The 14,505-nt window shown below is 71.2% G+C and carries 11 protein-coding genes; 2 read left to right on the plus strand and 9 right to left on the minus strand.

The annotated features are described in order from the left end of the window. The first annotated feature begins 238 nt into the window (after positions 1 to 238). Positions 239 to 3,007 carry a glycoside hydrolase family 38 N-terminal domain-containing protein gene (locus ACYVNR_RS18960; protein WP_461050178.1) on the plus strand — a complete coding sequence of 923 codons (2,769 nt, stop codon included), beginning with the start codon at positions 239 to 241 and terminating at the stop codon, positions 3,005 to 3,007. A 349-nt stretch (positions 3,008 to 3,356) separates the two neighbouring features. Here the strand turns inward: ACYVNR_RS18960 and ACYVNR_RS18965 are convergent, their stop codons facing one another. The 9 genes from ACYVNR_RS18965 to ACYVNR_RS19005 all read right to left on the minus strand — a co-directional run bounded on the left by ACYVNR_RS18965 (position 3,357) and on the right by ACYVNR_RS19005 (position 11,745). Beyond that, complete coding sequence (locus ACYVNR_RS18965) at positions 3,357 to 4,583, minus strand: CehA/McbA family metallohydrolase (protein ID WP_461050180.1); 1,227 nt, start codon at positions 4,581 to 4,583, stop codon at positions 3,357 to 3,359. Beyond that, a complete protein-coding gene (locus ACYVNR_RS18970; protein ID WP_461050182.1) occupies positions 4,580 to 5,674 on the minus strand; it encodes an ABC transporter ATP-binding protein in 1,095 nt (364 codons plus the stop codon). Before ACYVNR_RS18970 ends, ACYVNR_RS18965 begins: the two co-directional genes overlap by 4 nt. Next, positions 5,674 to 6,495, minus strand: coding sequence for an ABC transporter permease subunit (locus tag ACYVNR_RS18975; protein WP_461050184.1), 822 nt, complete (start codon positions 6,493 to 6,495; stop codon positions 5,674 to 5,676). The genes ACYVNR_RS18970 and ACYVNR_RS18975 overlap by 1 nt, the downstream gene beginning before the upstream one ends. A 7-nt stretch (positions 6,496 to 6,502) precedes the next feature. Further along, a complete protein-coding gene (locus tag ACYVNR_RS18980; protein WP_461050187.1) occupies positions 6,503 to 7,444 on the minus strand; it encodes a carbohydrate ABC transporter permease in 942 nt (313 codons plus the stop codon). A gap of 55 nt (positions 7,445 to 7,499) precedes the next feature. Next, positions 7,500 to 8,954, minus strand: a complete 1,455-nt coding sequence (locus tag ACYVNR_RS18985; protein ID WP_461050189.1) for an extracellular solute-binding protein — start codon at positions 8,952 to 8,954, stop codon at positions 7,500 to 7,502. A 99-nt stretch (positions 8,955 to 9,053) separates the two neighbouring features. Next, the gene (locus ACYVNR_RS18990; RefSeq protein WP_458799166.1) at positions 9,054 to 9,809 is read right to left on the minus strand and encodes a DeoR/GlpR family DNA-binding transcription regulator; all 756 of its coding nucleotides are present in this window, start codon (positions 9,807 to 9,809) and stop codon (positions 9,054 to 9,056) included. Positions 9,810 to 9,911: 102 nt separating this feature from the next. Continuing rightward, positions 9,912 to 10,283, minus strand: a complete 372-nt coding sequence (locus ACYVNR_RS18995; protein ID WP_461050191.1) for a hypothetical protein — start codon at positions 10,281 to 10,283, stop codon at positions 9,912 to 9,914. Continuing rightward, positions 10,280 to 10,600 (minus strand): PadR family transcriptional regulator, encoded by a 321-nt coding sequence (locus tag ACYVNR_RS19000; protein WP_461050193.1) that lies wholly within the window; start codon positions 10,598 to 10,600, stop codon positions 10,280 to 10,282. Before ACYVNR_RS19000 ends, ACYVNR_RS18995 begins: the two co-directional genes overlap by 4 nt. 62 nt (positions 10,601 to 10,662) lie before the next feature. After that, positions 10,663 to 11,745, minus strand: a complete 1,083-nt coding sequence (locus tag ACYVNR_RS19005; protein ID WP_461050196.1) for a cation diffusion facilitator family transporter — start codon at positions 11,743 to 11,745, stop codon at positions 10,663 to 10,665. A 163-nt stretch (positions 11,746 to 11,908) separates the two neighbouring features. Between ACYVNR_RS19005 and ACYVNR_RS19010 the strand changes: the two genes are divergently transcribed. After that, positions 11,909 to 14,341, plus strand: coding sequence for a hypothetical protein (locus ACYVNR_RS19010; RefSeq protein WP_461050198.1), 2,433 nt, complete (start codon positions 11,909 to 11,911; stop codon positions 14,339 to 14,341). Positions 14,342 to 14,505: the final 164 nt, after the last annotated feature.

Consider the following 14,505-nt stretch of genomic DNA (forward strand, 5'->3'; position numbering starts at 1 on the left):
GGACCGACCTGACCAACGGGGCCCTGCTCTGCCCCCACCACCACACCCACGTCCACCAGCACGACCTCACCGCGACCGTCACCGCGACCGGGGTCACCTGGCACACGAGATGACCCCGCCCCGCACCCCGCCCACAACCGGCGGGGTCAGTGGCCTGCGTGCACGCGCCACGCCGCAGTCGACCGAGCGGCTCTTCACACCGCGCAGGGCCACTGACCTGCTGGCAGGATCGTGAGCCATGACCTCGACGGTGTGGCTCGTCCCGCATACGCACTGGGACCGCGAGTGGTACGAGCCCTTCCAGCGCTTCCGCCTCCGGCTCGTCGACCTCATGGACGACGTCGTCGAACGCGCCGCACGGGAGCCTGACTTCCGCTTCACCATGGACGGCCAGATGGCCGCCATCGACGACTACCTCGAGGTGCGACCCGAGCAGACCGACGCCGTGCGGGGGCTCGTCGCCAACGGCCAGCTCGCCATCGGGCCGTGGCGCGTCCTCATGGACGAGTTCCTCTGCTCCGGCGAGACGATGATCCGCAACCTCGAGCTGGGCTGGGCCGACGCCGACCGGCTCGGGGAGGTCATGCCGATCGGCTACCTGCCCGACATGTTCGGCCACTGCGCCCAGATGCCCCAGATCCTGCGCCACGCCGGCATCGAGCAGGCCGTCGTCTACCGCGGCGTCCCCGCCGAGGTCGACCGCCACGAGTTCTGGTGGCGCTCCCCCGACGGCACCGGCATCCGCACCGAGTTCCTCGCCAACAGCTACGGCAACGTCGCCGACGTCTTCGGCGGTGGCGCCGCCCGCGAGCGCCTCGCCGCCCGCCTCGGAACCCAGACCCACTGGTATGCCGGCGACTTCCTCGCGATGTACGGCACCGACCACGCCGCCCCCCTGCCCTCGCTCATGGCCGAGGTCGCCGATCTCGCCGCCGACCCGGACGGTCCGCGCATCAGGGTCGCGACCCTCACCGAGTACCTCGCCGACCCGCGTACGGCGGAAGGTGAGCTGCGCACCATCGACGGCGAGCTGCGCAGCCACGCGCGGTCCAACATCCTCCCCGGCGTGCTGTCGGTCCGCTGGCACCTCAAGGAGGCGATGGCCCGCACCGAACGACTGCTCACGAGGTACGCCGAGCCGTTCGCCGCGCTCTACCTGCCCACCCTGCCCAGCCACTACCTGTCGATGGCCTGGCGCCGCGTCATCGACTCCTCGTGTCACGACTCCGTGACCGGGTGCGGCGTCGACGAGACCGCGGTGCAGGTGCTCGCCCGACTGCAGGAGGGTGAGCACGCGGCGCAGGCGGTGCGCGACCGCGCCCTGGCCGTGGCCGCTTCGACGGCTCCGATCGGCTCGCTCGTCATCGCCAACCCGCTCGCATCGGCCCGTCACGACGTCGTCGAGCTCACGATCCCGGTGGCCGCGTCACTGGAGCGGGTGGGCCTCGAGCTGCCGGACGGGAGTGTCGTTCCGGCGCAAGAGATCTCACGGCCCGTGGCCGAGCTCGCAACCGAGACGGTGCGGTCGGAGGACCTGCCGAAGCTGATGCACCGCGTGCACGACCGGGAGCTCTTCGGGCTACAGGTGCGTGACATCGAGATCGACGAGGCGGCGCGGGCGCTGACGTTCCATCTTGCCGACCACGGCGACCCCGACTTCGACGCCATCGCGGCCGAGGCTCGTCTGCGCGCGGCGGCGGAGACGACGAGGCCCGGCGTCGAATGGCGGGTCGTCACGCAGGACGAGCCCCGGCGCCGCCTCGCGGCCTCGGTGCCCGTCCCAGCCCTGGGCTGGACCAGCGCGCGCGTCGTCGGGCTCGACGGTGGCGAAGGCCGCGACCAGGCGGCCGTCCGGGTCGACGACCGCGTGCTGGACAACGGGCTCGTGCGCGTCGAGGTCGACGAGCACGGATCGCTCACGGTCAGCTCGGACGGCGTCACACTAGGCGGTGTCGGACGGCTCGTCGACGGTGGCGACGCCGGCGACTCCTACAACTACGCCCCGCTCGCGGATGACGTGCTCGTCGACGCCCCGAGTTGCGTCCGGGTAGCCGCGATCGGCAGCGCGGGACCGGTCGCCGGTGCGCTGCGCGTCGACCGCTGGTACGACCTGCCGCTGAGCAGCGACCTCGCGGGGCGGTCTGCCGACACGGAGTCGACGCCGGTGTCGATGCACGTCGAGCTCCGCACCGGTGAGCCGTTCGTGCGGCTGCGACTCGACTGGCAGAACCGCACCCGTGACCACCGCCTCCGGCTGCACGTGCCGACCGCCGTCGCGGCCGACCACTCGCACGCCCAGGGCCAGCTCGCCGTCGTCCGCCGCGGCCGCACCGCGGAGGCCGGGCCCGTGGGCGAGTACCCGCTCCCCACCTTCCCTGCCGAGACCTTCGTCGACGCCAGTGGCGCCGGCATCCTGCTCGGCCGCACCGTCGAGTACGAGGTCGTCGAGGGCCAGGACTCAGCCTCCACCGAGATCGCGGTGACCCTGCTGCGCTCCATCGGCTACCTCAGCCGCAACGTGCACCCGTACCGCAGCGAGCCGGCGGGCCCGCAGCTGCCGACCCCCGAGGCGCAGGTGCTCGGCTCGTGCACGATGTCGCTCGCAGTGATGCCGCACCGCGGCTCCTGGTCCGACGTCGGTCTCGCCCAGGCAGCCGAGGCCTACCTGCACCCCGTCATCGTCAGCGCCGGCACCGCCCCGGCCGAGACGGCACTGAGGCAGATCGAGGGGCTCACCGTCGGTGGCCCCGGCGTGCAGCTCGTCTCGCTGCGGCGACGCGAGGACGACGACACCGCCGTCGAGGTGCGCCTGCTCAACTCGAGCGACGACCCCACAGCGGCCGAGCTCGGTTCACCGGCCGTACCGGTCCGGTCGGCGTCGCAAGTCGACGGCCTGGGCCGACCCAGCGACGAGCTCGACGTCGAGGACGGAATCCTCCGTATTCCGATGCGCCCGTGGCAGATCGCCACGGTCAAGGTAGACCTCGGCGTCCCCCTCCCAAGCTGACCCAACGTCACTGAACCGCCCCAAACTCGAGTGCTCAGTTCCCGACGGTCGTCCACGTCAGGAACTGAGCACTCGACTGGGGTGGGGCACTCCAGAACGTCGAGTGCTCAGTTCCCGACGGTCGTCCACGTCAGGAACTAAGCACTCGACTGGGGGCGGGCGGGGCACTCCAGAAGGTCGAGTGCGCAGTTTCCGACGACGATCCACGTCAGGAAGTGAGCACTCGACGGGGGTGGGGCACTCCGGAAGGTCGAGTGCGCAGTTTCCGACGACGATCCATGTCGGGAAGTGGGCACTCGACTGGGGGTGGGGACGGAGTGTTCTTTCGATTGGCTTGGGGGGGCGAGGGTCAGGCGGTGAGGGCGTGGACTTTTCTGTCGGCGTCCTCGAGCCAGCAGGGGCCCTCCCAGCCCGCCACGCGTACGCGGTCGTCGAGGAGGACCTGACGGCGCTGGCCGAAGCCGGTGAGGATCAGCCCCTCGGCACCGATCGCCACCACGCCGTCACCCTCCCGCAGCAGCAGCGGCCCGTCGACGCCGGCACTGACCGCCGTCCGGCCGGCGCTGACAGCCCCGAGCACGTCGTCACCCTCGGCCAGCACCCAGGTCGTGGGTGATCCGGGCAGGCCGTCGCTGCCGTGCAGGTGGAAGTCGCTGCCCCCGACCGGAGTCGTGCCGGGCGTCTGGAGCCACCAGGCGAGCGGCGCTCCCCACGTCGGGACGAGGGCCCACGACGAGTGCCACACCTCCGCCACCTTCGGACGGTCCACGGGCAGCAGCCAGGCGCAGTCCGCGGCGAGGGGGTGGTTGATCGACAGCAGCCCGCCGCGGCTCTCGGCCTGCCCCGCCCACGTCTCGGGCGGTGACCGGAAGTCGACGAGACCGACGTCGCCGAAGACGTTGGCGTGCCCGACGTCGCGCGTGACCTCCTGCCCCGGCACGAGCGTGATCCCGTGCCGGCGGCCGACGGCAGGCAGCTCGGCGTGGTGGCTGGTCGTGTTGTGGTCGGTGACCGCGAGGAAGTCCAGACCGCGCGAGACCGCCAAAGCCGCAAGCCCGCCCACCGACAGCGACCCGTCGGAGTGCACCGTGTGGGAGTGGAAGTCGCCTGCGAGCCACTGCATCCCGTCGGCCGACGGCAGGTCCCGCCGCCGAGCCGGGCGATCACCACTGGCCCGCGCGTCCTCCGGCTCCGCCAGCCGGTGCTGCTCGACGACAGCCGCCCCCACCTCGCGCACCGTCAGCTCCATCTTCGCGCCCGCCGCCGGCACCCGGTGCAGCCCGATGAGCACGCACCACATCCCCGGCTCGACCGGCTGGGGCACGTAGCCCGGCGTCGCCCACCCCTGTGAGACGACGACACGGCTGCGTGCCCCACCCGACCACCCGACGTATCCCCCCGGCCCCTCGAGACCGAGGTCGAGCACGGCACCCGGCTCGGCGGCATACGTCATCTCGACCTCGATCGCGCCCGCCCCTGACCCGGGCACGTCGAAGGCGATGGAGCGGATCTGCGAGTCCGCCCGGTCCTCGGGCAGCCACGTGCGACTGACCCGCAGCAGCGTCGCGGACGTCATGGCACCGGACTGCTCGGCGACAGCAGCTCCCCCTCCGCGTCGTAGACGAGGACCCGCCCGGAGGCCGGGGCGACCCCCACGACCGCCCCGACCTCGGGCTCCTCCCCTTCCGGCACGACGACCTGCACCCGCTGGCCGTCGTCGGTGCGTGCCGTCACCAGCACGCTCGCCCCCAGGCTCTCGGTCGTCTCGACGGTCCCCTCGAAGACGAGCGGCCCCTTCCCGTCGACACGCGCGTACTCCGGCCGGAACGCCACCGTCACCTCGCCGTCGGGCGCCTCGCGGCCGGCCCACCCCGCCGCGACGGCGTCGACCCCCTCCAGGGCGCCGACCTGCAGCACGCCGCCGACGAGCTTGCCCGGCAGCATGTTCATCGGCGTCGAGCCGATGAAGTTCGCGACGAACGTGTTGGCCGGCCGACGGAAGATCTCCGACGGGGTGCCGAGCTGGCGGATGCGTCCCGCCTCCATGACGGCGATCTGGTCGGCCATCGCGAGCGCCTCGCTCTGGTCGTGCGTGACGAAGACGGTGGTGACCCCGAGGTCCTTCTGCAGCCGCTTGAGGAAGGTGCGCGCCTCGAGCCGCAGGCGCGCGTCGAGGTTCGACAGCGGCTCGTCGAGCAGGAACACGTCCGGCTGGCAGGCCATCGCCCGCGCGAGCGCCACGCGCTGCTGCTGCCCACCCGACAGCTCACCCGGCCGGCGCGCCATGAGCGCCGACAGCCCGAGACCCTCGCCCGTCTCGGCCGCCTTCGCCGCCCGCTCGCTGCGGCCGACCTTCCTGATGCGCAAGGGGTAGGCGATGTTGTCGGTCACCGTCATGTGCGGGAAGAGCGCGTAGTCCTGGAAGACCATCGCGACGTTGCGGTCACCGGGCGCCAGCCGCGTGACGTCGCGGTCGCCGATCGAGATGGAGCCGCCCGAGGCCTCCTCGAGCCCCGCGATGGTGCGCAGCAGCGTCGTCTTGCCGCAGCCCGAGGGGCCGAGCAGCGCGAAGAACGAGCCGTCCTCGACCGTCACGTCCAGACCGTCGATGGCGGTGACGTCACCCGGGTAGACCTTGGTGAGGCCGTCGATGCGAATGCTGGCCATCAGCTCTTGATGCCTCCGTGGAACCGGAACCCGTAGCGTCGGTTGACGAACAGGTAGAGCGCCACCACCGGCAGCGCGTAGACGAGCGAGAACGCCGAGATGAGAGGCAGATTCGCCTGCCCACCCTCGGAGTAGAACGTGTACATGACGACGCCCGCCGGGATCTTGGCCGGGTCGCGCAGGAGGATGTAGGCCGTGAGGAAGTCGCTCCACACGTTGACCAGCGCCCAGACGGCGATCGTCGCGAGCCCCGGTCGCACGATCGGGAGCACGACGTGGCGCAGTACCTGGGTCGGGCTCGCACCGAAGACGCGCGCGCTCTCCTCGTAGGACTTCGGGGTCGCGTCCATGAAGTCCTTGAGGATGAAGATCGCTGCCGGCAGGAGGCCGCCCGTCAGCACGAGGATCACGCCGGAGCGGTCGTCGATGAGGTTGAGCTGGAACATCAGCTGGAAGATCGGCACCATCGCGGCCGTGCCCGTGACGATCGAGCTGAGCAGCAGCAGCCCGTAGAGGATGCCGTTGCGTCCCGGGATGCGCACCCGCGAGAGGGAGTAGGCCGCCAGCGCCGCCAGCACGGTCACGCCGAGCATCGTGCCCGCCGCCAGGTAGACGGAGTTCTGGAGGGAGGAGAACGCGTACGGGTTCTCCGAGAGCTTCTGGAAGTTCGCGAGCGTCCAGTCGGGCCAGCTGACGTCGAGACCCGGCTGCGAGTCGAAGGGCGCCGTGACGAGCCACAGCATCGGCAGCGCCCAGAACGCGAGCACCGCCGCGAGGAACGCGACGAGCGCGAGGCGACCGACGACCGACCGGGTTCTCATCGGGACCTCACCGCCGCTCCCGGAGCAGGCGCACGTAGAAGAGCGCGATGACGAGGTTGATGAGGAGCATGATGAACGAGATGGCCGAGCCGTAGCCGAGCTGGCCGCCGTAGAGGGCCTTGTTGTAGATGAAGACCGGCAGCGTCTCGCTCGCGTGGTTCGGGCCGCCGGCCGTCAGCAGGTAGGGCGAGAAGTCGTTGAATGTCCAGAGGCTGATGAGCAGCGTGTTGGTGAGCACGTGCCCGCGGATGTGCGGCAGCACGACGTCGCGCAGCTGGGCGAACGCGCCGGCACCCGCGAGCCGCGCCGACTCGAGCTGCGACGGCGGCACCGCCCCGAGCGCCGCCGAGAAGAGCAGCATCGAGAACGCGGTGCCGCGCCACGTGTTGAAGACGATGATCGAGGCCATCGGGTGCTCGAGCAGCCACTCGGTGCCACTGGTCTGGAGCAGCGCGTTGAGCGTGCCGCCGTCACCGGAGAGGTAGGCGACCCAGAGGAACGCGACGATCGAGCTCGGCAGGATCCACGCCAGCAGCACCAGCGTCTCGACCACCGACCGCACGAGCTTGGGCACCGTGCGCAGCGTCCACGCGAGCGCGAACCCGGCGACGGTCTGCCCGACGATCGCCGATCCGAGCACGAAGAGCAGGGTCAGCCACAGCGAGTTGCGGAAGTCGGGGTCGGCGAGCGCGGCCGTGAAGTTGTCGAGGCCGACGAACTCGGGGTTCGCCGCCTGGATGCCGGTGAGGCGGTAGTCGGTGACGCCGAGGTAGACCGTCCACGCGGCCGGCACCACGAGGAACGCGAGCACGAGGACGAGCGCCGGCGCGACGAGGCCCGCGGCGCGCGCCCGGCCGAGGCCGGCCGCGTCGATCGAGTCGACCGGGCCGCCGGCGCGGGCTCCCGCCTCGCGGTTGCTGCGGACCTTCCGGTCCGCGGTGGCGGTCATCGGGCACCCGCCTCCCCCTGAAGGGGCGGGTGCCCGATGACTGCCACAGGGACCATCAGGACGTCGCCACCTTGTCGGCACCCCCGACGGCCTTGACGACCGCTGCCGAGTACGCCTTCGCGGCCTCCTCGACGCTCTTGCCCGACACGATGTCGGCCGTCGCCTGCTGCAGCGCCTGCGAGACCTGCGGGTAGACGGCGAGACCGGGCCGGTAGTGCGTCAGCGGCAGCACCTTCTGCGAGACGAACGTCAGCATCGGGTCCTTGGCGAGCACCTTCTCGTTGACGTCCTGGCGCGCCGTGATGCGTGCCGAGCCGGCGAGCAGCGCGTTGATGGCGTCGGCCGACCCGAGGAACTGGAGCAGCTCCCAGGCCTGCTGCGGGTACTTCGTGTTCGGGTTGAGGAAGTAGCCGCCACCGCCCGACATCGACACGAAGTCCGTGCCGCCGACGCCCGCGCCGGGCTCACGTGCGGGGATGAAGGCCCAGCCCACGTCGGTGTCGCGCGAGGTCATCGGGTTGGCTCCCTGGTCGGGGTTGACGACCGACCGCCAGAAGTAGTCGCCCTCGAGGAGGACGCCGACCTTGCCCGCGGCGAACGCGGCGAACGACTGGTCACGGCCCTTGGCGGCCTGCTGGAAGTTCTTGCTGGTCAGCCCCTGGTCGACGAGCTGCTTGTAGAAGGTCAGCACGTCGCGTACGGCCTTGGTGTCTCCCTGCCACTTGTTGTCGGCGTAGATCTCGGAGCCGGTGCCGACGAGCAGCGGCAGCACGCCCTGCATCGTCGTCGCCTCACCCATGGCGGTGCCGGCGTTGATCTGGATCGGCTCGACGCCCGAGATCGACTTGAGCTTCGTGCCGGCGTCGAGGATCTCCTGCCACGACTTCGGCTGCCAGTTCGCCGGCAGCCCGGCCTGCGCGAAGAGCTTCTTGTTGAAGTAGAGGACGCGCCCGTCGGTCCCCGCAGGTATGCCGTACGCCTTGTCCTCGAACGACGCGTTCGCCTGCACGGCCTTGGGGATCTGCGACCAGCCCTCCCACGACGTCACGCCCGACCCGGCGACGTCGGTGAGCGGCTTGAGGTAGCCGGCCTGCGCGAACTCGCCGACCCAGATGCCGTCGAGCGCCATGACGTCGGCGCCGGCCCGGCTCTTGAGGTCGAGCGCGACCTTCGTCTTGTACTGCTCGTCGTCGACACCCGACGGCTGGAAGGTGACCTTGACCGTGACGCCCTTGGCCTTCTGCTGCTCGGTGAACTTCGGGATGACGTACTTGGCGTACCAGTCGGCCTCCTCGGCGTTCTTGCCGCCCGCGATGGCGTTGGAGGTGATCGTCAGCGTGACGTCCTTGGCCCCGGCGTTCTGCGTCGGGTTGGCGCCGGTCGACGAGCCGCGGTCGCACGCGGCCCCGACGAGGGCGACGGACGCGGCGAGGCCGGCGATGACGGTGCGTCGGAGCGGGCGGGTGTGTGCCTGCCTCGGCGTGCCGTGGGTGGCGGAACGGACTTCCATGGTGTGGCTCCTTCTCCGATGGACGTGCTGGGGATGTCTGTGGCGAGCGGTGGTCGTCGCGGTCGCGAGGCCGGTGAGCCGGCCTGCCGGCACCGGCGGTCAAGGGGCGAGCAGGACCTCCGTCCCGGTGTCTCGGGCGCGGCCGAGGGTGCGCGGGTCTGCGAGCGAGGTCGTGATGAGCACCGACACGGACTCGAAGCCGAAGACGCGGATCGAGCCCTTGCCGGGAAACTTCGTGTGGTCGGCGAGCAGCACGACGCGCCCACCGCTCTCGACGAGGCGCCGCTTGGTCGGCACCTCGACCGACGTCGTGTCGAGGATCCAGCCATCGGAGTCGACGCCGCTCGTGCCGAGGAAGACGAGCGAGGCGCTCACGTGGCGCAGGGCGTCCTCGGTGAGCGGGCCGACGAGCGAGTGGTAGGCCCGTCGGAGGGCGCCGCCGAGGATGACGAGGTCGACGACGGGGTCGTGGCGCAGCTCGTCGAGGACGGCGAGGCTCGGCGTGATGACCGTGATGTTGCGGCCCCTCAGCTCACGGGCGAGGGCGCCGGTGGTCGTGCCGATGTCGAGCAGCACGGTGTCGCCGTCGCGCACGAGCTCGGCCGCACGGCGGGCGATGCGCTGCTTCTCCGAGGCTGCGTCGTCGGCGGCCTTCTCGTAGGGCTGGTCGATCTCGACCGGCAGTGCCGGCGCCGCACCGCCGTGGACGCGGCGCACGACGCCCGCGTCGGCGAGCTCGGCGAGGTCGCGGCGGATCGTGGCCGACGAGACGCCCAGTCGCAGAACGAGGTCCTGGACGGAGACCGCACCGTCTCGCACCTCGTCGGCGATGGCGCGTTGCCGCTGGTAGCGCACGATCGAACTGTTGCACAGAAATGAGCGAAAATGCGCGTTGGTGAGCGATGGATTCAACGGCTCTGAGCATTCGCTCAGGAGGGTGCGCGATCTGACGGGTCGTCAGCCGCCGATCAGCCATGCCGTGCCGGTGTTGACGTACTCCTTGCCGCATCGGCTGCACGCCCGGTAGAGCTTGCCGTCGCTCGTGTGCCGCGTGACCCACACGTGGTGCAGGTTCATCCGACACGTCACCGGATGGCGGGGCTGCGGCTCCGGCGCCGGGCCGCCGTCCGTCAGCGCGGCGTGCATGGATGACGACGACATGGCGACACCGAGGGCGTGGCGCCACGCGGCCACCCGGCCGAGCTCGTGCATCTCCGCCACCAGCTCGTCGTGGTAGCGGTTGCGCATCTCCGATGGGACCCCCTCGGTCGCGCGCTCCATCGCCGAGACCGCGAACCGGACCGATGCTCTCGTCTGCTTCTTCCTCACGACAGGCCCTCCTTCGGGACCGGTGCGAACGGGGTGCGCGGCCGGTGCGCAGCCGCACGGGCCCGGCCGGCTTCGGCCGCGCCGGACTCGGTGAGTCGGTAGTACCGACGCGCCGGTCGCCCCTCCCTGCTGGGATCGATGTCCTCCCACCGTGACTCCAACCAGCCGACGCGCTCGAGGCGGGCGAGGATCGGGTAGACCGTGCCGCCCGGCAGGCCCGCCGCGGTCCCGATCTGGGAGCCGTACCACTCGGCACCCAGGTCGCTCATCAGGACCTCGAGGATCAACCGCGTTGCCATCGTCATCCGAGGAGGCATAGTCGTACTCTATCTAGGGTCGACGACGGACGGAAGACCTCACAGCCTGGGGCGTGCAGGCCTCAGGAGGCGCGGCCGTCGCTGCTCATGGCGCCGGCGGGCGTCCCGGTGGCCGACGTCCCGATGGAGTCCGGATCGATGGTCAACGCGTCCGGGCTCGACAGGGTGATCACCGCACGCGCGACGACCTGGTGCTCCTCGATGGCGTGCCCGAGCGCGGTCAGCCGGTCGGCGACCTTGGCCTCCGTCTCGTCACCGACGAGGTCGACCGCCGCGACGAGGAACACCTTGCCGGGGCCGACGAACTCGAGGTGCAGGAACGTCACCCGCTCGACCTCGGGGCTCTCGTTCAGCTCGTCCAGCGCGCGGCGCCACACCTCGGCGCTCACCGCCTCGCCGACGAGGAAGTCGCGGTTGCGACGGATGAGGAAGATGGCGACGACACCGAGCAGCAGGCCGACGAGGATCGAGCCGACGGCGTCCCACACGGCCTGGCCGGTCACCTGGTGCAGGAAGATGCCGAGCCCCGCGATGAGCAGGCCGACGAGCGCCGCGGCGTCCTCGGCGAAGACGGCCCGCAGGGTCGGGTTCGACGTGTTGGCGATGAACTTCAGCGGCCGTAGCCCGCGCCGCTTCGCCTCGGCCCGGGTCTGTCGCGTGGCCTGGACGAACGAGACGCTCTCGAGCACGAAGGCGATGGCCAGCACGGCATACGCCCACGTGTACGACGTCTCCTCCTCCTCGTGGCCGAGCACCGAGATGCCGTGCCACACCGACACGACCGCGCCGGCGCCGAAGAGACCGAAGGCCGCGAACATCGACCAGACGTACGCCTCGCGCCCGTAGCCGAACGGGTGCCGCGCGTCGCGCGGCTGGGCCGCCTTGCGCTCGGCGAGGATGAGGAAGACCTCGTTGCCGGCGTCGGCCCACGAGTGCGCCGCCTCGGCGACCATCGACGCCGACCCCGTGATGACCGCGACCACCGACTTCGCGAGCGCGATGAGCGCGTTCGCGACGAGCGCGATGATGACGGTCAGCAGGCTCTCGCCGCCACCGCCGCCCTGCTCGTCTGCCTGCCCGGCCTCGTGATCGTCGCCGTGATCTTCATCGTGATCTGCATCGTGATCTGCATCGTGACTCGCCACGAGTGCCACCCTTCTCCGGACCGACCGCCGCCCGCAAGAGAGCGCCGCCCGTCATATACCCCCGACGCTGGTGGGGCGAGCGCTACGATCGCCGCGGCCGGCACGGCGCCGGCCCGCATACGACAGGGGAGTCGTGGCCACGCCGCACCGTCATCGCCGCTTGATGTCACTCGTCACGGGCGCGCTCGCCGTCGCCCTGACCGCCGCGCCCGTGATCGGGCTGGGCCCGTCCGCGGCACCCGCCCACGCGGCACAGACCAACGCCACCTCCAGCACCACGAGCCTGAGCGCGGCTGCCGCCACCGGCCCGTCGGTCAAGGAGCTCAACGGGTCCGTCACTTCGACGTCTGTGACCTTGGCGTGGTGCTGCAGCGTCACGCCACCGAGGACGTACACGGTCCGCCGGGACGACGGGACGGGCGACCCGAGCCCGACCGCGGGCACCCTCGTCTACGAGGGCACCGCGTTCCGGATGGTCGACACGACCGTCGAGCCGTGGACGACGTACCGCTACACGATCTGGGCCGACGACGGTGCCGGCGGCTACCTCGACCCGGTGTCCGGCACCGTCACCACCAGCATCCAGCGCGTCGCGAGCCTCAGCGCCGGGGCGGCGGGCGCCACTGCGGCGACGGTCAGCTGGGCCTCTCCACGCGACCCCGGCGTCGCGGCGGTCACCGTCACGCGTGCGGACCCGCAGGGGATGGCCCGCGTCGTCTACTCCGGCCTGGGGACGACGGTCACCGACACGGGTGTCATGCCCGGTGTCGAGTACACGTACACCGCGGTCGCGTCGGACGCCGCCGGCCGTCAGGGACCGGCGAGCACGCCTGCGCGTCTCACGACGAAGCGCACGTGGACGACGTCGACCGTCAGCCCGTATGCCGGCTGGCCGGGTGCGCTGGCCTGCGCGACGTCCACGTGGTGCCTGTCGGTGAACAACACCGGCACGTTCCAGGTGATGTCCGGCACGACGTGGTCGGCGCCCAAGGCCGCCTTCAAGGCGAACCCCCAGCCGATCTACTCACCACTCGTCGCGTCGCTGACCTGCCCCTCCCCCGGCCGCTGCTTCGCCATCCGCGGCAGCCTCGTCCTCGAGTACGTCGGCGGTGCCTGGCGGTCCACCGGGGCTCCCCCGTCCGCCTGGAGCTCGCTCGCCTGCCCGACGACGACCTACTGCGTCGCGATCCGCAGCGATGGCTGGTGGGCGGCACGCAACGGCACGACCTGGAGCGCCCTGAAGCGCATCGGCACGCTGACGGGAGTCGTCTGGAAGGGCGTCTCGTGCCAGTCGGCCGGGCGCTGCTTCGCGATCGCGTCCGGCAACACGACCTACAGCAACTGGCGGGCCACGCTGACGACGTCGGGCTGGGTCACCGGCTACCTCGGCAGCGCCGCCGACTACGGCATCGTCAACGCCATCTCGTGTGCGGCGACGGCCTGCCTCGTGCTCGGTGACGAGACGCGGTTCACGGTCTCCGGCTCGAGCTGGTCGGGGCAGCGGCTGCCCGCGAGACCGGACCTCACGGACTCGTCGAGCGAGATCTCGTGCGGCTCGGCCGGCCTGTGCGTCTCACGGGGCGGCGGCAACGTGACCCGCTGGTCGACGACTACCCTGCTCGAGCGCAGCCGGCTCAGTGCCGGCATCGGCCGGATCGCCGCGGTGTCGTGCCCGCGCAACGCCGGTGTCTGCTTCACCATCGACGACCGCGGCCGCTTCTACCGGTGGAGTCCGACGACGCACTGGGCGCTGCTGGGAACCTCAGTGCAGACGACCGGTGGCGTCAACCGCGTCGGCTGCCTCTCCACCACCGCCTGCTTCTTCGTCGACGAGAACGGCTGGCTGGTCTCGTGGAACGGCACCACCTGGACGCGCAGCGGCAAGCTCTTCACCCAGTCGGCCGTCGTCGAGTGCGCCGGTCCGTCGTTCTGCATCGCGGTCGACGGCACGAGCCGCGCCTACCGCGTCTGGACCAACGGCTCCTGGGGCGCGCTCAAGGCGATGCCGCTCTCGGCGACCGACGTCTCGTGTGCCAGCCCGACCCTGTGCCTGGCCGCCGACACGCAGGGGCGCGTCTCCCGCTTCGCCGGCCCCGGCTGGTACGCGCCGGTGGCTGCCATCTCCGACAGCTGGGGCATCGGGCCGCGCGTCTCGTGCGCGCCGGCCGGGACGTGCATGATCACCTCGTCCGCCGGTCTCTACCGGCGGTACGTCGGCACGAGCCTGACAGCGACCCAGCGACTCCCGCAGACCTTCCCTGCAACTGGCGCACTCCTCTCGTGCGGCGCGCCATCGTCCTGCCTGGCGCTCGCCGACTCGGGCGACTGGGCACAGTGGAACGGGAGCACGTGGACGGCGCACCCTGCCGACTGGAACGCCTACCGGCTCGGGTCCCTCTCGTGCCTGACGGCTGACCACTGCATCGGCACCCACGGCTACAGCAACGACTCGGCACCCGTCACGTGGAACGCCGGCGTCTGGTCGGGGGCACCGGACGGCACCTACTCGCCCGACTACGTCCCCTACGCACCCGAGTGCCCCACGGTCGCAACCTGTTTCGTCGCCGGCGGCACGACGGTGTCCCGCTCCACCTGAGCTGGCGTCGGCGGGCCCGGATGGCGTATGCCGTCAGGAACTGAGCACTCGACGGGAAGTTCCAATCGAGTGCTCGGTTCCCGACGCCCGATATGACCTCGTAGGTCCCCTTCGTGGGGGTGCCGAGCGCTACGATCTCGGCGTCCGGCACAGCGCCGGGCCGC

The organism is Terrabacter koreensis (genome assembly GCF_054783315.1).